This window comes from Sphingorhabdus sp. (assembly GCF_044357595.1).
GTDB lineage: Bacteria > Pseudomonadota > Alphaproteobacteria > Sphingomonadales > Sphingomonadaceae > Sphingorhabdus_B.
This window is the reverse complement of the sequence record NZ_JBIKPH010000022.1, coordinates 1-24,145: the sequence shown is the minus strand read 5'-3', so window position 1 is coordinate 24,145 and position 24,145 is coordinate 1. Positions and strand designations below refer to the sequence as shown.

The 24,145-nt window shown below is 55.2% G+C and carries 23 protein-coding genes; 14 read left to right on the top strand and 9 right to left on the bottom strand.

Going from position 1 to position 24,145, the window contains the following annotated elements:
• Window positions 1-201: 201 nt before the first annotated feature.
• From ACIQ2T_RS04365 to infC, 8 genes are all read left to right on the top strand, one after another.
• Complete coding sequence (locus ACIQ2T_RS04365; RefSeq protein ID WP_397589750.1) at window positions 202-618, top strand: DUF2497 domain-containing protein; 417 nt, start codon at window positions 202-204, stop codon at window positions 616-618.
• A 23-nt stretch (window positions 619-641) separates the two neighbouring features.
• On the top strand, window positions 642-1,922 hold the full coding sequence (locus ACIQ2T_RS04360) for an amidohydrolase family protein (RefSeq protein ID WP_397589749.1): 1,281 nt from the start codon (window positions 642-644) through the stop codon (window positions 1,920-1,922).
• A gap of 84 nt (window positions 1,923-2,006) precedes the next feature.
• A complete protein-coding gene (locus tag ACIQ2T_RS04355) occupies window positions 2,007-4,070 on the top strand; it encodes a prolyl oligopeptidase family serine peptidase (protein WP_397589748.1) in 2,064 nt (687 codons plus the stop codon).
• Window positions 4,071-4,132: 62 nt separating this feature from the next.
• Window positions 4,133-5,515 (top strand): amino acid permease, encoded by a 1,383-nt coding sequence (locus ACIQ2T_RS04350; protein WP_397589747.1) that lies wholly within the window; start codon window positions 4,133-4,135, stop codon window positions 5,513-5,515.
• A 73-nt stretch (window positions 5,516-5,588) separates the two neighbouring features.
• On the top strand, window positions 5,589-8,312 hold the full coding sequence (locus ACIQ2T_RS04345) for a valine--tRNA ligase (protein WP_397589746.1): 2,724 nt from the start codon (window positions 5,589-5,591) through the stop codon (window positions 8,310-8,312).
• A gap of 55 nt (window positions 8,313-8,367) precedes the next feature.
• Window positions 8,368-9,777, top strand: coding sequence for an MATE family efflux transporter (locus tag ACIQ2T_RS04340; RefSeq protein WP_397589745.1), 1,410 nt, complete (start codon window positions 8,368-8,370; stop codon window positions 9,775-9,777).
• A gap of 41 nt (window positions 9,778-9,818) precedes the next feature.
• Window positions 9,819-11,927, top strand: coding sequence for a protein-disulfide reductase DsbD family protein (locus tag ACIQ2T_RS04335; protein WP_397589744.1), 2,109 nt, complete (start codon window positions 9,819-9,821; stop codon window positions 11,925-11,927).
• 172 nt (window positions 11,928-12,099) lie between these two features.
• The gene (gene infC / locus ACIQ2T_RS04330; protein WP_125231149.1) at window positions 12,100-12,618 is read left to right on the top strand and encodes a translation initiation factor IF-3; all 519 of its coding nucleotides are present in this window, start codon (window positions 12,100-12,102) and stop codon (window positions 12,616-12,618) included.
• Between the two features lie 7 nt (window positions 12,619-12,625).
• On the opposite strand, the gene ACIQ2T_RS04325 is transcribed toward infC, so the two are convergent.
• From ACIQ2T_RS04325 to coxB, 9 genes are read right to left on the bottom strand one after another with little or no spacing between them, the layout of a single operon-like run.
• The gene (locus ACIQ2T_RS04325) at window positions 12,626-13,375 is read right to left on the bottom strand and encodes a sulfite exporter TauE/SafE family protein (protein ID WP_397589743.1); all 750 of its coding nucleotides are present in this window, start codon (window positions 13,373-13,375) and stop codon (window positions 12,626-12,628) included.
• Between the two features lie 2 nt (window positions 13,376-13,377).
• The gene (locus ACIQ2T_RS04320) at window positions 13,378-14,010 is read right to left on the bottom strand and encodes an SURF1 family cytochrome oxidase biogenesis protein (RefSeq protein ID WP_397589742.1); all 633 of its coding nucleotides are present in this window, start codon (window positions 14,008-14,010) and stop codon (window positions 13,378-13,380) included.
• Window positions 14,007-14,393 carry a DUF983 domain-containing protein gene (locus ACIQ2T_RS04315; RefSeq protein WP_397589741.1) on the bottom strand — a complete coding sequence of 129 codons (387 nt, stop codon included), beginning with the start codon at window positions 14,391-14,393 and terminating at the stop codon, window positions 14,007-14,009. The genes ACIQ2T_RS04320 and ACIQ2T_RS04315 overlap by 4 nt, the downstream gene beginning before the upstream one ends.
• A complete protein-coding gene (locus ACIQ2T_RS04310; RefSeq protein WP_397589740.1) occupies window positions 14,394-15,281 on the bottom strand; it encodes a cytochrome c oxidase subunit 3 in 888 nt (295 codons plus the stop codon).
• A 43-nt stretch (window positions 15,282-15,324) separates the two neighbouring features.
• A complete protein-coding gene (locus ACIQ2T_RS04305; RefSeq protein WP_397589739.1) occupies window positions 15,325-15,885 on the bottom strand; it encodes a cytochrome c oxidase assembly protein in 561 nt (186 codons plus the stop codon).
• Window positions 15,885-16,040, bottom strand: a complete 156-nt coding sequence (locus ACIQ2T_RS04300; protein ID WP_397589738.1) for a hypothetical protein — start codon at window positions 16,038-16,040, stop codon at window positions 15,885-15,887. The genes ACIQ2T_RS04305 and ACIQ2T_RS04300 overlap by 1 nt, the downstream gene beginning before the upstream one ends.
• Window positions 16,037-16,942, bottom strand: a complete 906-nt coding sequence (locus ACIQ2T_RS04295) for a heme o synthase (protein WP_397589737.1) — start codon at window positions 16,940-16,942, stop codon at window positions 16,037-16,039. Before ACIQ2T_RS04295 ends, ACIQ2T_RS04300 begins: the two co-directional genes overlap by 4 nt.
• 48 nt (window positions 16,943-16,990) lie before the next feature.
• On the bottom strand, window positions 16,991-18,658 hold the full coding sequence (gene ctaD, locus ACIQ2T_RS04290; RefSeq protein WP_397585384.1) for a cytochrome c oxidase subunit I: 1,668 nt from the start codon (window positions 18,656-18,658) through the stop codon (window positions 16,991-16,993).
• Between the two features lie 13 nt (window positions 18,659-18,671).
• The gene (gene coxB / locus ACIQ2T_RS04285; RefSeq protein WP_397589736.1) at window positions 18,672-19,796 is read right to left on the bottom strand and encodes a cytochrome c oxidase subunit II; all 1,125 of its coding nucleotides are present in this window, start codon (window positions 19,794-19,796) and stop codon (window positions 18,672-18,674) included.
• Window positions 19,797-20,024: 228 nt separating this feature from the next.
• Here coxB and pyrE point away from each other — a divergent pair, with 228 nt between their 5' ends.
• The 6 genes from pyrE (at window position 20,025) to ACIQ2T_RS04255 (ending at window position 24,096) form a co-directional block, all read left to right on the top strand.
• Window positions 20,025-20,606, top strand: coding sequence for an orotate phosphoribosyltransferase (gene pyrE / locus ACIQ2T_RS04280; RefSeq protein ID WP_397589735.1), 582 nt, complete (start codon window positions 20,025-20,027; stop codon window positions 20,604-20,606).
• On the top strand, window positions 20,603-21,346 hold the full coding sequence (locus ACIQ2T_RS04275; RefSeq protein WP_397589734.1) for a pyridoxine 5'-phosphate synthase: 744 nt from the start codon (window positions 20,603-20,605) through the stop codon (window positions 21,344-21,346). Before pyrE ends, ACIQ2T_RS04275 begins: the two co-directional genes overlap by 4 nt.
• A complete protein-coding gene (gene acpS / locus ACIQ2T_RS04270; RefSeq protein ID WP_397589733.1) occupies window positions 21,343-21,753 on the top strand; it encodes a holo-ACP synthase in 411 nt (136 codons plus the stop codon). The genes ACIQ2T_RS04275 and acpS overlap by 4 nt, the downstream gene beginning before the upstream one ends.
• The gene (gene lepB, locus ACIQ2T_RS04265; RefSeq protein WP_397589732.1) at window positions 21,750-22,697 is read left to right on the top strand and encodes a signal peptidase I; all 948 of its coding nucleotides are present in this window, start codon (window positions 21,750-21,752) and stop codon (window positions 22,695-22,697) included. The genes acpS and lepB overlap by 4 nt, the downstream gene beginning before the upstream one ends.
• Before the next feature lie 58 nt (window positions 22,698-22,755).
• A complete protein-coding gene (locus ACIQ2T_RS04260) occupies window positions 22,756-23,817 on the top strand; it encodes an AI-2E family transporter (RefSeq protein WP_397589751.1) in 1,062 nt (353 codons plus the stop codon).
• 90 nt (window positions 23,818-23,907) lie between these two features.
• Window positions 23,908-24,096, top strand: a complete 189-nt coding sequence (locus tag ACIQ2T_RS04255; RefSeq protein WP_397589731.1) for a hypothetical protein — start codon at window positions 23,908-23,910, stop codon at window positions 24,094-24,096.
• The last annotated feature ends 49 nt before the right edge of the window (window positions 24,097-24,145 follow it).

The window sequence follows — 24,145 nt, the reverse complement described above, 5'->3', positions numbered from 1 at the left end:
ACCTTGGCCTTGAAGGGGGCGCGTTATACGACCCTGTTGCCGACTATAATAAAGTCGATGGCGCTTGGAATGATTGGTCATCTCAACCCGATCCTGTCGCGAAGTCGACCCGCACCGTTGACACTGCGGCACAAAAAGCGGACATAGAACCTATTCTTAACAACGGTAAAGAGCGTTAAACGACGCCAAGAGGCACAACATATGGCTGATGGCCGGAACGAACCTTCGATGGACGAGATATTGTCGTCTATCAAACGCATCATCACAGATGACGACCAAAACCGCCCCGCGGCTAAACGCCACGCTAAAGCGGCGGCGGGCAACAAGGATGAGAGCGAGATCCTTGAACTGACCGAAGCAGACGAAAACGCAACGCGTGACGATATTCTGCTGGATGATACTAAAGCCCAAAGTCTTCGACATAGCTTTTCAGCGTTGCAGACCTTGTCCGAGCCCAGCGCGGCCCCGCAAATCGTCCGGTCAGGGGAAACTTCTCTTGAAGGACTAACGCGCGATTTGCTTCGTCCAATGCTGAAAGACTGGCTCGACGGCCATTTGCCGCCAATTGTCGAGGCGATGGTTGAGCGCGAAATCATGCGCATCACTAAAAAAGGCTAATGAGGGGCGTCGGTCCTCGATCTGTGACCCGGCCAATTTTTCTTGTATTGGCGGCCGCCCTGTCCCTCGCCCCAAGCGCGCTCCTTGCCAAAGACATCTATCTAGAGGCTGGCCGCCTCGTTGACGTTCAGGCTGGTAACGTCCTCACGGGTCAATGCATCAGCATCACCGATGACAAGATCACTGCCATCGCCTCCTGTGGCCCAACACCAAAAGGCGCCAAACGCGTCGATTGGTCCGGCTTCACTGTCCTTCCCGGATTGATTGACCTGCACACCCATCTTGCCGACTCAGGGCAAAGCGCAGACCTTGCCCTTCCGTTAAAGACATCGCCCGCTGCGACTGCATTAATTGGCGCGCATAACGCGCGGCTGACGTTAGAAGCTGGCTTCACAACTGTGCGTGACGTCGGCACCTATCGTGGCCTGACCGACATTGCGTTGCGGGACGCCATCAATGCGGGGCATGTCCCGGGCCCGCGCATGTTTGTCGCTGGCGCATATATCACTATTCCAAAAGGTGGCGGGGAATTGAACGGCGTCATTCCCAATGACCAGCTTCCGTCCGATATGCGCCTTGGTCTAGCCAGCACGCCTGAAGAAGCCGCAGCGAAAACTGCCTTTTTGATCGAACAAGGTGCGGACTTCATCAAAACGATCGCTACCGGCGCCGTGCTCGCCATTGGCACTGAGCCCGGTGAACCAGAAATGACCGAAGACCAGCTGCGCGCCGTTGTGGAAACCGCACGGGCAAAGGGGGTGTTCGTAACCGCCCACGCCCATGGCGCCGTCGGCATAAAAAACGCGATCCGGGCGGGCGTCCGTTCGATTGAACATGCCAGCCTTATTGATGATGAAGCGCTGGCGATGGCGAAAGCCAGCGGCACATGGCTTGTCATGGATATCTATAATGGCGACTATATAGACGACATTGGCACCAAAGAGGGCTGGCCCGAAGAATATCTGCGTAAAAATCGAGAGACCACCGATGTCCAGCGTGTCGGATTTACGAAGGCTGTGAAGAGAGGCGTGAAGCTTGCTTATGGAACCGACAGCGGCGTTTATCCCCATGGGCAAAACGCGAAGCAATTTGCGTATATGGTGCGCTATGGCATGACCCCGATGCAAGCTATCCAAAGCGCGACGATCCGTGCTGCCGAGCTGTTGGGGAAAGAGAAAATGTTGGGCGCAATTGCCGCAGGACGTTTCGCCGATCTTGTCGCCGTAAAAGAAAACCCTTTGACCAACATTACGGCGTTGGAAAACATCGCGCTGGTAATGAAGGACGGCAAGATAGTTCGTTGATGGAGCAGGATCGGCGTCCTTTCCATATCTTTTGAATTTGCTATTTTCTTGCTTGCCTCCTTTTCGCTGACTAGCGTGTGGCGTATGAAAAAAACCTTCCTGATTGCTGCCCTGTTGGGCACTTCTGCCATCTCGTTTGGCGCCCTTTCCACTGACGCCGCTGCGCGTCCCATGACCGAAACCGACCTTGTGATGATGAAGCGGCTATCGGCTGTGGCAGCATCTCCAGATGGAATGATGGTCGCGTACCAATTGCGTGAGACCGACTTGGAAGCGAATAAGGGCAAGACTGACCTCTATATGCTAAAACTCGGCGCCACCGGCGCGCAGCCAGCGATGTTTGCATCGAGGCCAGACAAGAACGAGCATGACCCCGCCTTCGCGCCAGACGGCAAAAGCATATTCTACATCAGCAACGAAAGCGGTTCGGATCAAATCTGGCGCTACGACATTGCTTCGGCGACAGCCACACAGGCCAGCAATTTCAAAACCGATGTGAGCGGGTTTAAAATTTCGCCCGATGGCCTGAAATTCGCTATCTGGGGCGACATCGCCCGCGATTGCATGGAATTTGGTTGCGCCAAGGATGGCGACACATCGAAGCCTGGTCCTGGCACTGGCCGCGAATATGACCAGTTGATGACCCGTCACTGGGACCAGTGGGAAACGCCCGGTAATTACAGCCGGGTCTTCACGGTTGTGCTGCGCGCCGATGGGAAGCTTGGCACGCTAAGCACTGCTATGGATGGCGATCTGGTTGGCGATGCGCCATCAAAGCCCTTTGGCGGCGGGGACGAAATTAGCTGGAGCGCAGACAGCAGCGCAGTGCTTTTCGCATTGCGCCATGCTGACGCAAATGAAGCCAAATCGACCAACCTCGATATTTACCGTTCAGCTCTGCAAAACCCAACGCCTGTTAACCTTTCCGCCGACAATGCGGGTATGGATACAACGCCGGCGGCATCGCCCGACGGCAAATGGCTGGCGTGGACATCGATGGCGCGCGCAACGTACGAAGCTGATAGGCTCGTTATCAAGCTGATGGATCTGAAAAGCGGCAAGATAACTGCGCTCACCGACACATGGGACCGTTCAATTGCCTCGCTTGCATGGGCAGCTAATAGCAAAAGCCTTCTCGTGACTGCACAAGATGTTTTGGAAACCCCGCTATACCGCGTTGACTTAAAGGGTAAGGTCACGCGCCTGACGGAACGCGGTAGCATTGCCGAAGCCGTGCCGCTTAAAAATGGCGGTGTCGTATATGCCATTAACAGCATCAACGGGCCTTCCGACCTCGTCCATATGGATGCCAAAGGCAGAACGAAACGGCTGACCAGCGTCAATGCGGATATGCTGAGCACGCTCGATCCTGTGGATTACCAAAAATTCGATTTCACTGGGGCAAATGGTGACCAAGTTTACGGTCAAATCATTAAGTCGCAAGGCGCGACGGGCAAGCTTCCTGTGCTTCTGCTGGTCCATGGCGGGCCGCAGGGCACTTTGAACAACAGCTGGTCTTATCGCTGGAACCCTGCGGTTATGGCATCGCAGGGCTACGCCGTGGTCAGCATCGATTTTCATGGGTCAACGGGTTATGGTCAGAAATTCACCGACAGCATCCACAAAAATTGGGGCGGCTGGCCACTCGAAGATTTGCAAAAAGGCATGGAGGCGGTCGGCCAGATCGATACGCAACTGGATACCAATAATGCATGCGCCTTAGGCGGATCATATGGCGGCTACATGATGAACTGGATTTCGGGCAATTGGCCAGACCGGTTCAAATGCCTCGTCAACCATGCCGGTATCTTTGACCTACGCGCCATGGCCTATGAAACCGAAGAATTATGGTTCGACAAGTGGGACAATGGTGGGCCATGGACCACGCGCAGCGACGCGGAGAAATGGAACCCCGTCAATCATGTCGCCAAATGGAAAACACCCACTTTGGTGATCCATGGCGAAAGGGATTACCGGATCCCCTATTCACAGTCGCTTGCGGCCTTCACAGCGTTGCAGCAGCAGGGTGTTGAATCCAAATTGCTCGTGTTCCCGGACGAAAATCACTGGGTGCTTAAGCCCAAAAACTCGATTCAATGGCACCAGACAATATTTGATTGGGCCGGGAAACATTTAAAGGCCAAATAAGCTAGGGGCAAATTGGCGTCGTTCCGGTGCAGGCTGGAGTGCGTTAGTATTTAGGGGGAAGTATGACGGACATTGCACATGATGTCGCAACAGAAACCGGCGGCGGGGCGGAACTGTCACGCAGTTTGAAGTCGCGCCATGTCTCGATGATCGCCATTGGCGGCATCATTGGTGCCGGGCTGTTCGTTGGGTCGTCGACCACCATCAGTCAGGCCGGACCAGCCGCTGTCTTTTCCTTTGCCATTGCTGGCTTCATCATTTTGCTAGTGATGCGGATGATCTCCGAAATGGCGATCGCCGTTGATGGCGTGCAAACTTTTCCAGACTTCGCCCGCGCTGGCCTTGGCCATTTGGCAGGCTTCCTATCGGGCTGGCTTTATTGGTATTTCTGGGTGGTCGTTGTCGCCATTGAAGCGATTTCTGGCGCACAAATTCTACATAATTGGTTCCCCGCCGTGCCCGAGCTTGCCATCGGCATTGGTCTGATGGCGCTGCTGACGGCGGTAAACCTAATGTCTGCACGCGCTTATGGCGAGTTTGAGTTTTGGTTCTCGTCGATAAAAGTCGCGGCGATTATCGTATTCATTCTGGTCTGCGCGGCATGGGCCTTTGGCATGACGTCCGGCAGTGGTCCAAGCTTTAGCAACTTGACTGCGCATAATGGCTTTGTGCCCAATGGCTGGGGAGTGGTGCTGGCGGCAGCTACCTCAACCATATTCAGTCTGGTTGGAGCAGAAATAGCGACCATCGCCGCTGCCGAATCCGAAGAACCGGCAAAGGTCATCAGCCGCATGACTGTTTCGGTCACGTTGCGCATCCTCATCTTTTACGTGCTCTCCATCTTCCTGATCGTATCAGTTGTGCCGTGGACGGAGATCGTGCCCAAAGTATCGCCCTTTGCCACCACACTTGCTTATATGGGCTTGCCGGCAGGTCAGTTGATTATGGAAGCTGTGGTGCTTGTCGCGGTGCTGTCATGCCTCAACTCCGGCCTATATGTTACCTCGCGCGCCCTATTCGGTCTGGCCAAGCATAAGGACGCGCCGCAGTGGCTGGTTCAGGTCAATGAGCGCAAGGTGCCAGCCCGCGCGATTCTGATCGCTAGCCTTTTCAGTTATGCCGCCCTCGCCGCCGACGCGGTGTCCCGCGATGTGGTGTTCAGCTTCCTGATCAACAGCTGCGGCGTGACCATGCTTCTGCTCTACCTCATGACATCTGCCGCACAGCTTAAACTGCGCCGCAAATATGAAGCCGAAGACCCGGCGCGGTTGCAGATTAAAATGTGGTTCCATCCCTATGGAACCTATGTCGCGATGGCGGCGATGCTGGTGATATTGGTCGCAAAAGGTCTTGACCCATCGGCGTCGAAGGAATTGTGGTTGAGCCTGCTCGTCGCAGGCGGATTTGCAGCCGCATTCTTTATCTTTCGGCGCCGCGCGGCGTAATGTCATAGGATAAGCCAACGATTTCCTGCGAAAACCTTGCCCAATCGCGCATGCGCTGGCAAAGCCACTTCCCATGACTATCGACAAGACTTTCGACCCCGCCGCGATTGAGGCGAAATGGTATGCACATTGGGAATCCACTGGTGCATTTCGTCCTGACCGCCCTGATGCAGAGCCGTATACAATTGTGAACCCGCCGCCCAATGTGACGGGCAGCTTGCACATCGGCCATGCGCTCGACAACACCTTGCAGGATATCCTCATCCGCCACGCGCGTTTGCAGGGCAAGGACGCCTTGTGGGTGGTCGGTACCGACCACGCCGGCATTGCGACACAGATGGTCGTCGAACGTCAACTCAATGCCCACCAGCAGAAGCGCACCGATTTCACGCGCGAAGCATTCATTGCCAAAGTGTGGGAATGGAAAACAGAAAGCGGTGGCGAAATCACGGGCCAGTTGCGCCGGCTTGGCTGCTCCATGGATTGGGAGAATGAACGCTTCACCATGGATGAGGGCTTTTCAAAGGCCGTCATCAAAGTGTTTGTCGATCTTTATAATCAAAAATTGCTGTATCGCGACAAACGCCTCGTAAACTGGGACCCTGGCCTGAAAACCGCGATATCCGACCTTGAGGTGGAAACCCGCGAGATTAATGGCAAATTCTGGCATTTCAAATATCCGTTAGAGGACGGCAGTGGCTTTATTAGCGTTGCCACCACACGGCCCGAAACGATGCTTGCCGACATGGCGGTCGCGGTGAACCCGTCGGATGAACGTTATGCGCATCTGGTCGGTAAAAATGTCCGCTTGCCGATTACGGGACGGTTGATCCCGATTGTCACGGACGAACATGCCGATCCAGAATTGGGTTCAGGCGCCGTGAAAATCACACCGGGGCATGATTTCAATGACTTTGAGGTTGGCAAGCGCGCAGGGTTCAAGGCCAGCGACATGTTCAACATGCTTGATGGCGAAGGTCGCGTTGTGCAGACCGCCGATGGCCTCATTCCGGCAGAGTATATCGGGCAATACCGCTTTGGCATCGAGGGCGAACCGACCAACGCACGCAAGATGGTGGTTGCGGCACTGGACGCCTTGGGTCTGCTTGAAAAGGTAGAAGACCGCGTCATCCAGACACCCTTTGGCGACCGTTCGGGCCAAGTGATTGAACCGTGGTTGACCGACCAATGGTATGTCGACGCCGAAACGCTTGCCAAGCCAGCCATCGAGGCGGCCCGCAAGGGCAAGGCGAATGGCGGTTTCGACATCGTACCGAAGTCGTGGGAGAAAACCTACTTCAACTGGATGGAGAATATCCAGCCATGGTGCGTTTCGCGCCAATTATGGTGGGGCCACCAGATACCTGCATGGTTCGCCGCCGATGGCACATTCTATGTGGCGGAAACTGAAGAGGCGGCGCAGCTACTCGCGGGCGCAGGCGTCGCATTGACGCGTGATCCTGACGTTCTCGACACATGGTTTTCATCTGCGCTTTGGCCTTTTGGCACCTTGGGTTGGCCCGATCAAAATACGATGCTCGACCGCCACTACCCGAACGACGTCCTCATTTCCGGCTTTGACATCCTGTTCTTCTGGGATGCGCGGATGGCGATGCAGGGTATCCACTTCATGGAAGAAGTGCCTTGGAAGACGCTATACCTTCATGGCCTTGTCCGCGCGGCAGATGGCAGCAAGATGTCCAAGTCAAAAGGTAATACGGTCGATCCGTTGGGCCTGATTGACCAATATGGCGCGGACGCGTTGCGTTTCTTCATGGCGGCGATGGAAAGCCAAGGCCGTGACATCAAAATGGATGAAAGCCGCGTTGCAGGGTATCGCAATTTTGCGACCAAGCTTTGGAACGCCGCCCGCTTTGCGCAATCCAATGGCATCGGCGGATCACGCAGCGTCAGCGCACCAGAGGCCGAGCTTGCCGTCAACCGTTGGATCATCGGCGAAGTTGTCAGCACAGTGGAGAAATTGAACAAGGCCTTTGCCGAGTTCCGTTTCGACGGCATGGCGGATGTCATTTATCATTTCGTCTTCGACCAATTTTGCGATTGGTACCTGGAACTGCTCAAACCGATCCTTCAGGCGCAATCCAGTGACGACGGGGCTGAGCCCCAGCCTTCGCTGGCGACCGCGGACGCCGATGAGGCACGGGAAGTTGCCGGCTGGGCACTCGACCAGATTTTGGTGATGCTACATCCGTTCATGCCCTTCATTACCGAAGAATTATGGCATGCCATGTCCGACCCTGCGCAGCCGCGTGCGCATGACATCATTCACGCGCAGTGGCCCGAACCCAACGCAACGATTGACGCCGATGCCGTGGCAGAAATCAACTGGGTCATTGATACGATCAGCAAAACCCGTTCGTTCAAAGCCGAATTGAATATCCCGCCCGGAACGCGCCTGACCGCCAACATTGCAGACCCACAGGTGTCCACAATGTCCGTCATCGCGCGGCAGGCAGCGGCCTTGTCACGGCTTGGCCGTATTGACAGCTTTGTCTATGCACCCGTTGTCACAAATAATGTTGCACAGATCGTGGTAGGTGGAGACACGGTGGTCTTTGCCCTTGATGATGTCATCGACCTCGACGCCGAACGCAGCCGTATAACCAAGGCACTCGAGGCGGCGCGCAAAGAACGGGACGCGCTGGCTGGGCGCCTGTCTAATGCGGCGTTTGTCGAAAAAGCCAAACCAGAAGCTGTTGAAAAGGCGCGCGCGGATCATGCCGAGAAGGCCGCCGAAGCCGAACGATTGACAGTCGCACTGGCCAGATTGGGATGAGTAAGGGGCAAATCCCAGCTTGGGTGCTGCCCGGTTTAGGCGCAGTGCAAACGGCATGAATGCGCCCGCCCATCAACGCGACCTGACCGTAGGACCGGTGGCCAAAACATTGTTTGTGTTTGCGCTTCCTTCTCTTGGCGTCAACATACTCCAATCGCTGAATCACTCCGTCAATTCGGTTTGGATTGGCAGATTCTTGGGCGAAGAGGCGCTTGCGGCCTCCGCCAATGCGGGGCTCATCATGTTTCTGATGTTCTCCACCCTGTTCGGCTTCGCAATGGCAACAACAATTTTGATTGGCCAGAATATGGGCCGCCGCGACGTCGAATCTGTCCGCCGTATCATGGGCACCGCGTTCGGCATTTTCCTTGCGGCGGGCCTAGTAACGGCGGCAGCAGGCTGGATCTTTGCGCCCCAAATGCTGCGCCTGATGGCAACACCAGAAACGGTCTATCCGCTGGCCCTTGCATATTTGCGCGTCATCTTCCTTTCGATGCCAGCCTCTTTCGTGATGGTGCTTGTTGCGTCATCACTGCGCGGCGTAGGGGATTCGGTTACGCCATTTTGGAATACGGTGTTGAACGTGGTTCTCGACATTATCTTGAACCCGATTTTTATCTTGGGCTGGGGCCCCATACCCGCAATGGGAATCGCTGGGTCGGCGCTTGCGACCATCCTTGCCGGGGTCATCAGCCTGGGGCTTTTGTTGCGCCAAATCTATGCGAGTGACCTCACCATCCGCCTGCGCGGGCATGAGCTAAATTGGCTTCGGCCAGATGCACGGTTCTTGAAACCGATTGCGCGCATGGGCCTGCCTATGGGCTTATCGATGATCATCATGTCGGGCTCTGCCGTGGTGATGATTGGCCTCGTCAATCGTGAAGGCGTGAATACAACTGCAGCATTTGGCGTGATGAATCAGCTTTGGAGCTATGTGCAGATGCCAGCGGTCGCCGTGGGCAGCGCCGTCAGCGCTATGGTCGCCCAGAATATCGGCGGGAACAAATGGGACCGCGTTGGACGCATTGTGTGGTCGGGGATTGGTATCAATTTGCTCATGTCGGGCGCACTCATTGTGCTGATGACGCTGTTCGCTCAGCCACTGCTTAGCCTTTTCCTGCCAAGCGGCAGCCCCGCCATCGACATTGCGATACACATAAACCACATCATCGGGTGGACATTCGTCCTGATGGGCGTGTCCGTTGTCGTGACCTTTGCGGTGCGTGCGAATGGCGCCGTACTTGCCCCGCTCCTGATCCTTATATTCAGCGCAGTTCTGGTGCGTTTCAGCATCGGCTTTGGTTTACATGACCGCTTTGGCGCAGATGCTATTTGGGGATCATTTGTTGCTACCGCGATGACGTCCTGTGTCCTGTCGATCGGTTATTATGTGCATGGTGGGTGGAAAAAGGCAAAGGCGATGCCAAATATGGGCGGGCCACTTATTCAAGCTGCTCCGGAATAATCCGCTGTCCTACAGACATCCGATTATGGCATAAGATTCGCATGAACCACGCGCTTGTTTTTTTTCCAATGCTCGAATGCGCACGATCGCTTTTTGCGCGATTAAGCTGCATATTGCTCGCCCTCATCTGCACTGCAGGAATTGCGCACGCGCAAGTTCCGGCTTCGGCGGCTCAGAATGTCCGCGCGTCCATGGATGCCGAAACGCGCACTCCGGCGGCAGGCGACGTAGTGACGGTCGCGATCATCATGGACCCAAAGGCGGGATGGCATGATTATTGGATTAATCCCGGTGACGCGGGAACGCCGCTTGAACTGGAATGGCAATTGCCGGCGGGCATGATCGCTGGTCCGCTGCGTGCCCCCGTGCCCGAGGCTCTGGTCGTCAGCGGATTTATGAATCATATTTACAAGGAAAAGCACGCCTTTTTGATTGATCTGAAAATTCCCGAGGGCATTAAAATCGGCCAGCCTCTGGATGTGAAGGTCAATGCCCGCTGGTCGGCCTGTTCCGACCTGGTTTGCGTCCCCGAAGGCGCGACTTTCTCGGTGCCAATGACCGTTGGATCAGGGAACATACAGGCGTTGGACCGCACCCGTTTCGATGCATGGCGCAGCAACTTGCCGGTGCCGCTTGACCGAACGGCACGCTATGCAATCAACGGCAAACGCATCGACATTGCTATTCCCTATCCACGCAGCGCAACGGCAAGTCGCGTTTGGTTTTTCGCGGAAAGCGAAAATCTGTTTTTGTATAATGCCCCGCAAAGCGCGCGCCGCACTGGCGATTGGCTTATCGTCAGCGGAGAAGTAAAAAAGCCGTTCGCGGCGCCGATTGACGGGCTATTGCGGTTCAACGACGCGCAAGGGCTTCAGGTGCGCGCAGCGCCCGGCGCCATTCCGACAGGTGGCGACAGCGTATCGGTATTTGGCAATGGCGCAACCCAAGACGCGCAACAGCCAGTACTTGGCTTTGGTTTAATTTTAATATTCTCCGTACTTGGCGGCTTGCTGCTGAACCTTATGCCCTGCGTATTCCCGATATTAGGGCTGAAGGCGCTGAGCTTGGCCAAGATGGGCGGGGATGAGGGTGAAGCCCGCCGCGATGCCGTGGCGTACACGCTCGGCATTATTTTAAGCTGCCTTGTTCTGGGCGGCGTCATGCTTGGCTTGCGCGCGGCTGGCGAAGAAGTGGGTTGGGCATTCCAGTTGCAGGACCCCGCGGTCGTCCTGTTACTTGCGTTTTTGATGCTGTCCGTCACGGCAAATCTTGCTGGTCTTTTCGATATTGGCGGCATCGGCGCTGGTGAAAAGCTAACGCGCAAGGGTGGTATCGCGGGCTCATTCTGGACGGGTGTGCTGGCGGCGGTCGTGGCTACGCCCTGCACAGGACCTTTCATGGCCGCAGCGATGGGCGCAGCCTTGTTATTACCAACCGGCTTGGCGATGCTGATATTTGCCGGGCTTGGTTTTGGCCTTGCTTTGCCCTTTTTGGCGATTGCGTTCATTCCGGCGTTGCGCAAACGCATGCCACGGCCAGGTGCGTGGATGGTGCGCTTCCGGCAATGGATGGCCGTGCCCATGGCGCTGACCACGCTTGCCTTACTTTGGCTGCTCTACCAGCTGGCAGGACTTAATGGCTTGGCCATTGCGTCTGTCGCGGCTTTGATCTTTTTAGTGGCTCTGTTCGATATTGGGCGGCGGCAGAAAAATGGCGGGCTAACCCGATGGGTGCTCGCCGCTGCATTAGGCGTGGCGCTGGTGTCCTTCGTCGCGATGGACAAGGCAGCCATGGTGCCCGTTACGCACATCGCCAAAAACGGCAATTTGCCATTCAACGAAGCGCGGCTTGCGACGCTTCGGGCAGAAGGCAAGCCCGTGTTTTTATACTTCACGGCCGATTGGTGTGTGACGTGCAAAGTGAACGAAGGCGCTGCGATTGATCGTGCGGAAGCCATCGATACGCTGGCAAAGGGCGGCATTGTAACGATGGTGGGGGACTATACGCGCCGCGACCCCGACATCACCCGCTTTCTCGCGAAATATGGCCGTTCGGGTGTGCCGCTTTATCTGTATTTCCCCAAAAATGGTGAGGCCCGCGTCTTGCCACAATTATTGACTGTCGGGGACCTCACGGCGCTCGCGGATTGAACCGCATGGAGGCGCGTCGGTACCGAAATTCGGCAAGTGGTCTGACGCCGCACTTCGTAAAAGCAGCCCCGAGTCCGCTAAAAGCCTTTATCTGTGGACAAATTGGCTGTAATGGCGCTGCAGAACATCACAAGGAGTATTGACTATCGCCACCCCGCCGACCCGGCGCGCTATGACCCCACCTGTTAAAAGTGGCCCGCGCTACAATAATCTCATCACCGTCGAAAAAGTACGAGTCATTGACGATGACGGCGAGAATCTGGGTGTCATGTATACCCGCGAGGCGATAGCGCAAGCTGCGGAAGTAGGGCTCGATCTGGTGGAAGTTTCTCCGAACGCCGATCCCCCCGTGTGCAAATTCCTGGACATCGGTAAGTTCAAATATGAGGCCCAGAAAAAGGCCAATTTGGCCCGTAAGAGCCAGAAAACCCAAGAAATCAAAGAAATCAAGATGCGTCCAAACATCGATGACCATGATTATATGGTCAAGATGAAGAAGGTCGCAGAGTTCATTGAAGAAGGTGACAAGGTCAAGATCACGCTGCGCTTCCGTGGTCGTGAATTGGCGCACCAACAATTGGGTATGCAACTGTTGCAGCGCGTTCAGGCAGATACGACCGAGACTGCAAAGATCGAGGCGCATCCCCGCATGGAAGGCCGCCAAATGCTAATGGTACTGTCACCCAAATAGGGCGCAGTTACCAAATGGCTTGCCGAATCAGTGCGGCGCCTATGACGACCATCAGAAGCTGGATTATGATGTTGAATCGCTCAGGCGACACGCGCTTAACCAGCTGCACTCCGACAACAGTGCTTAAGATCGCAAGCGGCAGGAAAGCTGCCGTGAGCGTCATATTCTCCCGGTTAAACTGACCCAGCGCGGCATAAGCGGGCACCTTCATCCAGTTGATGATCGTAAAGAATATCGACGAGGTCCCCACAAACACCAAATGCGGGAAGTTGCGTGACAGCGCCCAGATTTGGAACGGAGGACCGCCTGCATGGGCGATTTGGCTTGTGAAGCCGGACACGCCGCCCATGACGGTTCCGATCCACTCCGGCGCGGGCCCTGTTAGCTTCATCTGCATCCCCATGAGCGGGAGCAACCGATAGGTGCCAAAGGCCAATGCGATAACGCCGACAAAACCGCGCACCGCATCTTCATTGATGACCGACGCGAGCAACCACGCCAAGAAGATACCGATCGCCGCGCCGGGCAGGGTCAGAAGAAGCGTGCGCCGGTCATAGCTGCGGCGGAAGGCCCAGACACTCACGACATCTTGCACCATAAGGATGGGCAACAACATTCCGGCCCCGGCCACTGGGTCCATGACCAAAGCGAGCAACGGCATGGCCGCGGCACCAAGTCCGGCAAAGCTGCCCTTGGCCAACCCGACCAAGATAACCGCCACGCCAGCGACGCAGTAAAACAGAATATCCGTCGGCAAAATCAGGATGCCCTGACGCGCTTTCGCAAAGCGAGAATAAAGATAATCGTCGCTGCGGAGGCGAACAAAAACCATTGAATAGCATAAAAGCCGTTGTTGGAGATCTTACGCTTGATTTTGTCCAACGACGGTGGTTCGGCCGTACGCAGACCGCCGACGCCTTGCTGCAGCACCAGCATGGGACGCAAGGTAGCAGGCTTGGCAAACAGCTTCGCAATCAATGATTGCCGGTCAGGCTCAGTCGTGATTACCCCGCTTACCAGTCCGCCATTCCAGTCAACCTTTTGGTTTGGTCGCGCGGAGATGCCTGCAACGATTAACGCTCCTGGCCCCTCTGCGTCAGTAACGCACTCGGCAAGATAGCGCGTGCCTGTTTTGCCCAACGTATCGCTGCCCGAATCTTCACGCCATTTTGAAACACGCAGACAATTCACAGATGATGTGCGGTGCAATGCATTGACGCTCACCGGCCCCTGCTTTGGGTAAGCTGTGGCAGGCTTTGCGCTGTTGGCGGAAACATATCGCAACAGCATTTCGTTTTCAGCTTTGCGTTGAAGCTGCCAAAAACCCAACGCAACCATCGTCGCAACCGCCAGCGTAACGAAGAATGTAGGGATAATCAGCCAGCGTGTCATGACACATCATCCTTACCAGCCTCTTTGGCGCGGTTGCGATGCTCTGCCGCTAACAACGCAGCCTTGGCCATACGTAAAAAGAGCACCGTTAATGCCGCAGTGAAAGGAACCCAAATCACCACATGCACCCAAAAGGGCGGGCGAAATGCGGCATCCACGATCAAGGCAAGTACAATGATCAACGCGCCTATGACCATAACGAGCAAGGCGGCAGGCCCATCGCCAACGTTGAAGCTGCTATAATGTAACCCACAATTTTCGCATCGGTCCGCGAACTGGCCCAATCCAGCGAAAAGTGTCTTGCTACCGCATTGGGGGCAGAGACCAAAAAGGGCAGCCTTAGCGATGCTGGGCTGCCCTTCTGTGGATTGTCTGTTGGTCATTTATGCGTGCACTGGTGCGCCCCAGCCACCCCAAATGTAGATGGTGATGAAGAGGAAGAGCCACACGACGTCGACAAAGTGCCAATACCATGCCGCGGCTTCAAAACCGAAATGCTGCTGGGGTGTAAAATGGCCCTTGTAGGTACGAGCAAGGCAGACCGCCAAGAAGATGGTTCCTACAATGACGTGAAAGCCATGGAAACCAGTCGCCATATAAAATGCCGTGCCATAATTCAGCCCGCTAAAAGGAAATGGCGCTTCTGCATACTCATACGCCTGAATCGCGCTGAACAGCAGACCAAGCAAGATGGTCAGCCATAGGCCCTTTTTCAGGCCTTCACGGTCGCCATGGATCAGTGAATGGTGCGCCCAAGTTACGGTGGTGCCAGAGCACAAGAGGATCAGCGTGTTGAGCAAAGGAAGCTTCATCGAGTCGAGAACTTCCAGACCCTTTGGCGGCCACTGCATCAAGGCTGCGGCGCCTTCCTGCCCGATCAGGTTGGTTACAGTGAATGCATGGGTTTCTGCGTCTTTAACGAGTTCCAGCGGAACCGGGAACAAGGAATAATCGAACCATGCCCAGAACCAAGCGACAAAGAACATGACTTCTGACGCAATGAACATGATCATGCCGTAACGCAGGTGAAGCTGCACGACGGGCGTATGGTCACCGGCATGGGCCTCATGAATGACGTCGCTCCACCACGCATAGAATGTGTAGACAACTGCGATCAAGCCAAGGCCGAAGACAAGGCTGCCATAGCTGAACTGTTCGGGATGCATCCACATCACCAGACCGAAGAACATCGTCAGGGCCGAAAATGAACCCAGCAACGGTGTGATGCTTGGTGGCAAAATATGATAATCGTGATTTTTGGCACCCGCCATGGTCAATTCCCTGTAGTCTTGCTTATTAACATTTGTCTTAGCTTCAGTTTACTGCCTGGTCCACCGTGTTTGGCTTTTCGACGGGGTAGAAAGTGTAGCTAAGGGTGATTTCTTCGATGTCTTTGGTGTTCGGGTCCGTCATGATTTTTGGATCAACATAATAAAGCACGGGCATGCGAACCTGTTCTCCCGGCTTCAATGTCTGCTCCGTGAAACAAAAGCACTGGATCTTGTTGAAATATTTGCCAGCCAATTCGGGCGTGACATTAAAGGTTGCCGTTCCGGTTACGGCTTCGTTGGACAGGTTCTTCGCAAGGAAGATGGACATATCCTTCGCGCCGATGCTGACGGTATCGGTTGGCCGTTCTGGTTTAAATTCCCAAGGCAGGTCGCCGCGATGGTTTGCGTCAAACCGGATGACCATAGTTTCGTTCATTACCGCCACGGTAGCCGCCTGTGCAGCATCGACACGCATCGTTGTTCCACCAAAGCCAGTCACTTGGCAAAACAAGCGATACAGTGGCACCGCAGCAAAACCAACGCCCACCATTGATACCGCAAGTGCCGCCGCTAAAAATCCCGTTTTGGTATTGGATATAGCCATCAGCCCCAGACACCCACTTTCACCACAGTGATTAAGAAGAACAAAATACATAACGCGACCAAAGCAATACCCATGACGCGAGAACGTCCCGCTTGGCGTTTGCGGATAATGGCCGTTTCTTCGGCAGTGTAGGCAGACGGCTCATTCTGGTTCATGATATTACCATCCGGTCAAAGGCAAAAATTGCAAAAAGGAGAAACAGGTAAAGGATCGAAAAAGCAAAAAGTTGCTTTTCCGGCTTCATTGCAGCCGCGTCGGTGGCCTCGTTTTTCCAGACACGGAACGCCAGACCCAAGAATATGAAGTTTAGAACGACAGCGGCTACACCATAGACCCACCCGGTTTCGGCCAAAGCGAAAGGCAGTATCGCCGTTGCCGCCATCGGGAAACTGTAGCCGAATATTTGGTTACGTGTGACCCGCTGCCCCTTCACATTGGGGAGCATGGGAATTCCGGCCGCGCCGTAATCCGTCTTCATAAACAAAGCGAGCGCCCAGAAATGGGGCGGTGTCCAAAGGAAGATGATCGCGAACAGGAGGACTGGCATAAGCGTAACGTCGCCTGTTACCGCCGCCCATCCTATGACAGGCGGAAATGCTCCCGCAGCGCCGCCGATCACGATATTCTGCGGCGTGTTCGGCTTCAACCAGATGGTGTAGACAATCGTGTAGAAAAAGATCGAAAAGGCAAGCAATCCCGCACATAGCCAATTGACCGCAACGCCCATGATACCAACCGAGAAAGCAGCAAGGCCAATGCCAAAGTTCAGCGCAGACGCTCGGACCATTCGCCCCGCGGGCAGCGGACGGCCCGCCGTTCGTGTCATTTTGGCGTCAATGTCAGCTTCGAAATATTGGTTCAGCGCACCACAGGCACCCGCGCCCAAGGCCAGGCAGAGTATCGCGGTAAAACCAATCACCGGATGAATACTACCCGGTGCAGCCAACAACCCGCACAGCGCGGTGAAGACGACGAGCGACATGACGCGGGGCTTAGTCAAAGCCCAGAAGTCGCGCCACTCTGCCGGCAAAATAATGTCACGCGTTGCGGTTGTCATGCCTGTTCCCAAACGTTCGAGACGTTCAAAGCAGCGAACCGCCGCCGGTTACTTAATAACCGGCAGCGTTTCGAACTGGTGATATGGTGGAGGGCTTGTCAGCGTCCACTCAAGCGTGGTCGCACCTTCACCCCAATAATTGTCTTCCGCACGGCGGCCGGCGACCAACGACCAAATTACATTGACGAAGAAGATCAACACGCCAACTGCCATGATCGCATAGCCAAAGGAAGCCACGCCGTTCCAATAGGCAAAGGCCTCTGGATAATCGGGGTATCGACGCGGCATACCCGAGTTGCCAAGGAAGTGCATCGGGAAGAACAAGACGTTTACGCCAATGAAGAACACCCAGAAGTGCAAATGGCCAAGGAATTCATTCAGGTGGCGACCCGACATCTTGCCGAACCAATAATAGAAGCCGGCAAAGAGCGAGAACACCGCACCCAGCGACAACACATAATGGAAGTGGGCCACAACATAATAAGTGTCATGCAAGTTATCGTCGAGGCCGCCATTGGCCAGAACAACACCCGTCACGCCGCCAACAGTGAACATGAAGATGAAGCCCATCGCCCAAACCATCGGTGTCTTAAAGCTAACCGAACCGCCCCACATGGTTGCGATCCAGCTGAAGATCTTGATACCCGTTGGTACCGCGATCACCATAGTAGCAGCCGTGAAGTACATTTTCATGTCAACGCTCATGCCCGTGGTGAACATGTGGTGCGCCCAGACAACGAAGCCGACGACGCCGATTGCAACCATGGCATAGGCCATGCCGAGATAGCCAAACACTGGCTTGCGGCTGAAGGTTGCGACGATCTGGCTGATGATGCCGAAACCTGGCAAGATCATGATGTACACTTCAGGGTGACCGAAGAACCAGAACAGATGCTGATACAAGACAGGGTCACCGCCAGCCGACGCATCAAAGAATGCGCCGCCAAAGTTACGGTCAACCAGAAGCATGGTAATTGCAGCCGCCAACACTGGCAAAGCGAGCAACAGCAAAAATGCCGTTACCAACACCGACCACACAAACAGCGGCATTTTGTGCAAGGTCATTCCCGGCGCGCGCATGTTGAAAATGGTGGTGATGAAGTTAATGGCACCCAAAATCGACGCTGCACCAGCAAGGTGAAGCGAGAAAATGGCCATGTCTACAGCCGGACCGACCGAACCAGAGGTTGAAAGCGGTGCATAGACCGTCCAGCCAGTTCCAGCGCCCAAACCTGTGCCGCCTGGTACAAAGCTTGATCCGAGCAGCATGATGAAGGCAACAACCGTCAGCCAGAAGCTAATATTGTTCATGCGGGGAAACGCCATGTCAGGCGCGCCAATCATCAAAGGCACAAACCAGTTACCAAAGCCACCGATGATGGCGGGCATGACCATGAAGAACACCATGATCAGGCCGTGGGCGGTGATCAGCACGTTCCACATGTGATAGGCTTCATCGAGCGACGCTTCCTTGCCGGCCATCATCGATGCCCAACCTTGAAGATACTGAATGCCAGGAGCAGCAAGCTCCAACCGCATCAGACCAGAAATAGCACCACCAATGATCCCTGCGAAAATTGCGAAAATCAGATAGAGCGTTCCGATGTCTTTATGGTTAGTCGACATGAACCACCGGGCGAAAAAGCCCGGCTTGTGGTCCGCGTCATGATGGTCATGCGCATGAAGGTCTGTACCTGTGGCAGCAATGGTTGTCATCCGTTTGGCCTTTTTACTTAGTTGGCGCTGCAACAGGTGCAGCAACAGGGTCGATGGGGGTTGCAGCGGCGACAGGCGCCGCAGGAGCAGCTACATTTTCGCCCGCAGGCGCGGCGGCCGGGGCAGGCTTATTCGCGCCGGGCATCGTGCCGCCCTGCGCCTTTACCCATGCCGCAAATTTTTCGGGTGGCAATGCCTCCACGACGATTGGCATGAACGCGTGGCGCGCTCCGCAGAGTTCAGAGCATTGCCCAAAATATACACCAGGTTTCGTAATCGTAAGCGATTTTTCGTTCAGACGACCGGGAACAGCGTCAAGCTTGAACCAAAGCGAAGGCACCGCAAATGCGTGAATCACGTCCGCGGCAGTCGTTTGGATGCGCAAAGGTACGCCCGCAGGCACAACCATACGGTTGTCCGCAGCCATCAGCTTTGGCCCATCATTTTCGGTGCGGAAACGCTCGCCCTTGGCAACGTCGCCTTCTTCCTTGAGCATGTTGGAAACAACTTCAAAGCCGCCATGGTCGGGATATGTGTATCCCCAATACCACTGATAACCGGTTGCCTTAATGGTGACGGCCTCTGCTGGCGCTGGCTTAAATTGCTTGGCCAACAAATCTAGCGATGGGTAAGCGATGCCCAAGAGGATGAGCACGGGTAGCAAGGTCCACACAACTTCGATAAAGGTATTGTGCGTCGTTTTCGATGGCACTGGATTGGCACGGCGGTTGAAACGCACGATCACCCAAAGCAGAAGGCCAAGGACAAACAGAGAGATGATGGTGATGATTGGCAAAAGGATAGCGTTGTTGATCCATTTTGCATATTGGCCATTATCGCTGAATTGTTCCTGAAAGTCGATTTCCTTCGGCTTTGGCATGCCAACGCTGTCTTCATAATTGGGACGCATGGGCGTGTAACCCGGCAACGCGCCATCCATGGATTTCGGCGCAGCGGCAGCGGCTGGCGCTGCTTCAGCCGCAGGTGAAACCGGGGTAACAGCAGCCGGCGTCGCCACGACGGGCGCAGCCACTTCCTTAGTTACTGGCGTCGGCGCAGGATTCGCAGGCTGCGCCATCGCCAATGACGGCGTGGTCAGGACAACGAGCAATACCAACAATTTCTTCAACATATTCATCAACTTGGCCCCGTATTCTTGGTGCGGCGCAGGAACTTTGCGCTGGTCTGACCGACCTGCAGGGTGCCAGACTGGCGCGACCTATAGTCGCGCTAATCTGAAGCCTCAAGCGGTCGATTGATTATTTTTAGCATTTAATTGCTCCAGTTTTCTACCTATTTGCGTTGCAATCCGCTAAACAGCGCATGCAAAAGACAACATTGGTAAAGAAGGAAAATTCTCCCCATCATGACTGAAGATGAAATACTGGCTGAATTCCGTAGCGTCGAGGCATTGCTTGAGGGACATTTCCTGCTGTCATCGGGCCGCCACAGTGCCTATTATCTGCAATGCGCACGTTTGTTGATGAATCCAGAGCGCGCCGGGTGGATTGCCCTTGCGATTACCCAAAAAATTCCACGCGAAGTGCGCAGCGAAGTGCAGGTTGTCATTTCTCCCGCCATGGGCGGCATCATTATTGGTCATGAAATGGGCCGCGCGCTTGGCGTTGATGCGTTGTTTGTTGAGCGCCCCGACGGTGTATTTGGTTTGCGTCGTGGCTTTTCGCTCGCACCCGGAACCAAAGTTTTAATGGTAGAAGATGTCGTCACCACTGGCCTTTCGTCACGTGAGGCCATTGCCGCGATTGAAGCCGCGGGCGGCGTGGTCGTTGCGGCCGCTTCCGTGGTTGACCGTTCGGCGGGTGCGGTTGAACTTGGCGTGCCATTTTATCCGCTAATCGAATTGAACTTCCCGACATATGCAGCAGATGAATTGCCGCCCGAGCTGGCGGCTACGGAAGCGGTTAAGCCCGGCAGCCGAAAGATATGAACGAAGCAGCAAAAGCGCCGCGCCTTCGCCTAGGCGTCAACATTGACCATGTCGCCACCATACGCAACGCGCGCGGCGGGGCGCATCCAGACCCTGTGCGTGCGGCGCAGATTGTCGCCGCCGTGGGCGGTGATGGCATTACTGCCCATTTGCGCGAAGACCGGCGACACATTCGCGATGCCGATATAGAACGCATAATGGCGGCCACCAATTTGCCGCTCAATCTGGAAATGGCTGCGACCGAAGAAATGCTCGAGATTGCACTTCGGCATAAACCCCATGCGGCGTGCATCGTCCCTGAACGGCGGGAGGAGCGGACAACCGAAGGCGGTTTAGACGCGGCAGGCCAGCACAACCATCTTGCACCCATCGTTACCCGGCTTACCGACGCCAATATTCGCGTTAGCCTGTTCATTGAACCCGACGCCCGCCAGATTGAAGCCGCCATCCGCTTGCGCGCGCCAATCGTGGAATTCCACACGGGCAAGTACGCCCATTCCGAAGGCGCAGAGCGCGAAGTCGAGCTCCGCCGCATTGCCGACGCCGCTGCTTTGGCCGCCAAAAATGGCATCGAACCGCATGCGGGCCATGGCCTGACATTCGATAATGTCCAACCTATTGCCGCTATCCCGCAGTTCGCTGAACTCAACATCGGGCATTATCTCATTGGCGAGGCGATTTTCATTGGGCTTGAAGAGAGCGTGCGCAAAATGCGTGCGCTTATGGACCTTGCCCGGTGATCATCGGGCTTGGTTCCGACCTGTGTAATATTGAACGTATCACCCGTTCGCTTGAACGCTTTGGCCAACGCTTTGAAAACCGGGTGTTCACAGACCTTGAACGTGCGAAGGCAGCCAAGCGTCCATTTACCAAAGCAGGCACTTATGCGAAACGCTTTGCCGCTAAAGAGGCCTTTTCCAAAGCAGTGGGAACCGGTTTCAAACATGGCGTGTTTATGAAGGACATTGGCGTCGTTAATGCACCCTCCGGTGCGCCAACGCTTTCCCTTACTGGGGGCGCGAAAGCACGGCTCGACGCAATGATTCCAGCAGGCTATGAAGCCCATATCCATTTGACGCTGACCGATGACCATCCTTGGGCACAGGCATTTGTCATTATAGAGGCATTAAGAATGCAAAAGGCATGAGCAGCTTGACCACAGAAACTGACGAAAATTCCTCCACACCTCCCGCGCCAACCCCTGAAAAGCAGAGCTGGGCCGCAACCGCATGGGCGGAGGTTAAGGGCATGTTTTGGCTGTTACTTGCTGTGCTCGCTTTCCACAGCTTCATAGCAAAGCCGTTCTACATTCCCTCAATCTCGATGATGCCGACCTTGCTGGTAGGTGACCGCCTGTTTGTGAGCAAATATCCCTACGGATGGAGCCATGTATCGCCGACGATCCCGAATCCTGTAGCCATTTTCCGTTGGCTCGTGCTGCGGAAAGAGGTTGAAGCGCTGGCCGTACCGCTGCCCGAGAGCAACACTCGTGTTTGGGGCAAAATGCCCGAACGTGGCGACATCGTCATATTGACACCAAAGGGCAAATATCAGGACTGGATTAAGCGGGTCATCGGTTTGCCCGGTGACACCATCGCATTAAAAGAGGGGCAGGTTTTTCTAAATGGCAAGCCCGTTCCCCAAGAGACGCAACCCAATTTGACCCTGCCGGTAGACGCCAACAATCCGTGCAATGAATATGACTTTCCCGGCGCCCTCACCCGCAGCGATGATGGCGCTTTGACGTGCAACCTGCCCATAATCCGCGAGACGCTGCCCAATGGCGCACAATATGACACCATCGATGCGCGTCGCGGCGATACCGATGATATGGACCCAGTCAAAATCCCAGCAGGTCATGTGTTCTTGATGGGTGATAACCGCGACAATAGCTCCGATAGCCGTGTAGCTGCGGAACTTGGCGGCCTTGGCGGTCCCGTTTCATGGGATCGTATTGGTGGGCGCGCTGAGATAATCACATTCTCCGTAGATGGCAGCACGGGCCTTAATCCTGCGACATGGATAGGTTCGCTTCGGGGGAATCGCGCTGGCACAAGTTTACGTCCCAAGAAGGTCCGCCAAGGTGAATGACGTCTCTACGCCAGAGCAAAGCAAACCACGCCGTCGGCGTAAAAAGCCCGATGCGCGGGTGGCCGATAGCTTTCGGGAAGAAGTAGGCCCAACCGAGCTTTACGACCCGATTATCCGGTCCGAAATTAAGCGCGCCACGGTGTGGATTGGCATGGCTGCTTTGGTGGTGGCGTTCATCTGGCTTGCCCAGCCCATTCTTCTCATCATTGGCGGCGTCGTTCTCGCCGCAATGTTCGACGGCGGAGCGCGTCTCCTCGGTCGGATTTTACCCATTCCGCGTGGCTTCCGACTGACGATCGTGGTGTTAGCCGTTTTTGGCTTCATGTATTGGACCTTCGTTTTCACAGGCTCCGAACTGGCCGCACAGGCCGCAAGCCTTCAGGCCATTGTCGAGACCCAAATTGGAGCAATCGGCAACCGGATTGAGGCGGCGGGCTTCAACATCTCCGCTGAGGATGTAAAGGGCCTTGGATCGCAGATATTAAATTCCGTTGGTCGCGTAACAGAAGCCGTGTCCTCAGTAGTCAGCACCATTACCAATCTTGCGATGATGTTGGTTCTTGGTATTTTTATCGCAGCGGAGCCCCGCCTGTATGAACGCGGCGTGGCATGGATGCTGCCGCTGGCAGAGCGTGAACATTTCTATGTGACGGCAGAAAAAATGGGTAGCGTCTTACGCCGCCTGATGGCCGGGCGCTTACTTGGCATGGCGGTCGAAGGCTTTGGCACGTGGATATTGCTTAGCCTTGGCAACGTGCCAATGGCCGCGTTGCTCGGTGTGCTCACGGGCCTGCTGGCATTTCTGCCCAACATCGGCGCCATCGTATCGGGTGCGCTGATCATATTGGTTGGATTCTCCGCCGGAGCAGATGTCGGGCTGTATGCCGTTTTCGTCTATTTTGTCGTCCAAATGGTCGACGGGTACTTAATAGTCCCGATGGTGGCCAAGCGCGCGGTCGATTTACCACCAGCCTTGGTCTTGGGCGCGCAGATACTGTTTGGCGCGCTTTTCGGCATATTGGGATTGGCGCTTGCCGACCCCATTATTGCGATGATCAAAGTCACGCTTGAGCGGCAATCTGCGCGTAATGAAGCGCGTGGCATCCGTGAAGGGCCGTGAACCCAAAAAATGCTGCTGACAGTCTGCTTTTTGATGGGGATTGCCAATTTTTGTATGCACAGGGCGGTCGGGGAATCGGGGCACCCGTTTGTGGAAGACACCAAGCGCTATTTTAGTGCGCATTTCGGTCCTTATGGTAGCTATGCCATTGAACTGGCGTTGCTGATCGGCGCGCTGTGGCTCGCGAATGAAGGGTCATTGACGATTTCACTTTTATACGCCGCGTATTCGGCCATCAATGGTGTTGCGACATGGTGGCTGCTGTCTGGCAAGACATGATGGGCCTTTGTGCTTTGCTTTAATCTAATTATAGGGCGCCTGTGCCTCC

What these genes read in the sequence shown, in the direction of transcription:
- ACIQ2T_RS04365 (WP_397589750.1), top strand. Translation starts at nt 202, where the DNA reads ATGGCTGATGGCCGGAACGAACCTTCGATGGACGAGATATTGTCGTCT.
- ACIQ2T_RS04355 (WP_397589748.1), top strand. Translation starts at nt 2,007, where the DNA reads ATGAAAAAAACCTTCCTGATTGCTGCCCTGTTGGGCACTTCTGCCATC.
- ACIQ2T_RS04350 (WP_397589747.1), top strand. Translation starts at nt 4,133, where the DNA reads ATGACGGACATTGCACATGATGTCGCAACAGAAACCGGCGGCGGGGCG.
- ACIQ2T_RS04345 (WP_397589746.1), top strand. Translation starts at nt 5,589, where the DNA reads ATGACTATCGACAAGACTTTCGACCCCGCCGCGATTGAGGCGAAATGG.
- ACIQ2T_RS04340 (WP_397589745.1), top strand. Translation starts at nt 8,368, where the DNA reads ATGAATGCGCCCGCCCATCAACGCGACCTGACCGTAGGACCGGTGGCC.
- ACIQ2T_RS04335 (WP_397589744.1), top strand. Translation starts at nt 9,819, where the DNA reads ATGAACCACGCGCTTGTTTTTTTTCCAATGCTCGAATGCGCACGATCG.
- infC (WP_125231149.1), top strand. Translation starts at nt 12,100, where the DNA reads ATGACCCCACCTGTTAAAAGTGGCCCGCGCTACAATAATCTCATCACC.
- ACIQ2T_RS04320 (WP_397589742.1), bottom strand. Translation starts at nt 14,010, where the DNA reads ATGACACGCTGGCTGATTATCCCTACATTCTTCGTTACGCTGGCGGTT.
- ACIQ2T_RS04315 (WP_397589741.1), bottom strand. Translation starts at nt 14,393, where the DNA reads ATGACCAACAGACAATCCACAGAAGGGCAGCCCAGCATCGCTAAGGCT.
- ACIQ2T_RS04310 (WP_397589740.1), bottom strand. Translation starts at nt 15,281, where the DNA reads ATGGCGGGTGCCAAAAATCACGATTATCATATTTTGCCACCAAGCATC.
- ACIQ2T_RS04305 (WP_397589739.1), bottom strand. Translation starts at nt 15,885, where the DNA reads ATGGCTATATCCAATACCAAAACGGGATTTTTAGCGGCGGCACTTGCG.
- ACIQ2T_RS04300 (WP_397589738.1), bottom strand. Translation starts at nt 16,040, where the DNA reads ATGAACCAGAATGAGCCGTCTGCCTACACTGCCGAAGAAACGGCCATT.
- ACIQ2T_RS04295 (WP_397589737.1), bottom strand. Translation starts at nt 16,942, where the DNA reads ATGACAACCGCAACGCGTGACATTATTTTGCCGGCAGAGTGGCGCGAC.
- ctaD (WP_397585384.1), bottom strand. Translation starts at nt 18,658, where the DNA reads ATGACAACCATTGCTGCCACAGGTACAGACCTTCATGCGCATGACCAT.
- coxB (WP_397589736.1), bottom strand. Translation starts at nt 19,796, where the DNA reads ATGAATATGTTGAAGAAATTGTTGGTATTGCTCGTTGTCCTGACCACG.
- pyrE (WP_397589735.1), top strand. Translation starts at nt 20,025, where the DNA reads ATGACTGAAGATGAAATACTGGCTGAATTCCGTAGCGTCGAGGCATTG.
- ACIQ2T_RS04275 (WP_397589734.1), top strand. Translation starts at nt 20,603, where the DNA reads ATGAACGAAGCAGCAAAAGCGCCGCGCCTTCGCCTAGGCGTCAACATT.
- lepB (WP_397589732.1), top strand. Translation starts at nt 21,750, where the DNA reads ATGAGCAGCTTGACCACAGAAACTGACGAAAATTCCTCCACACCTCCC.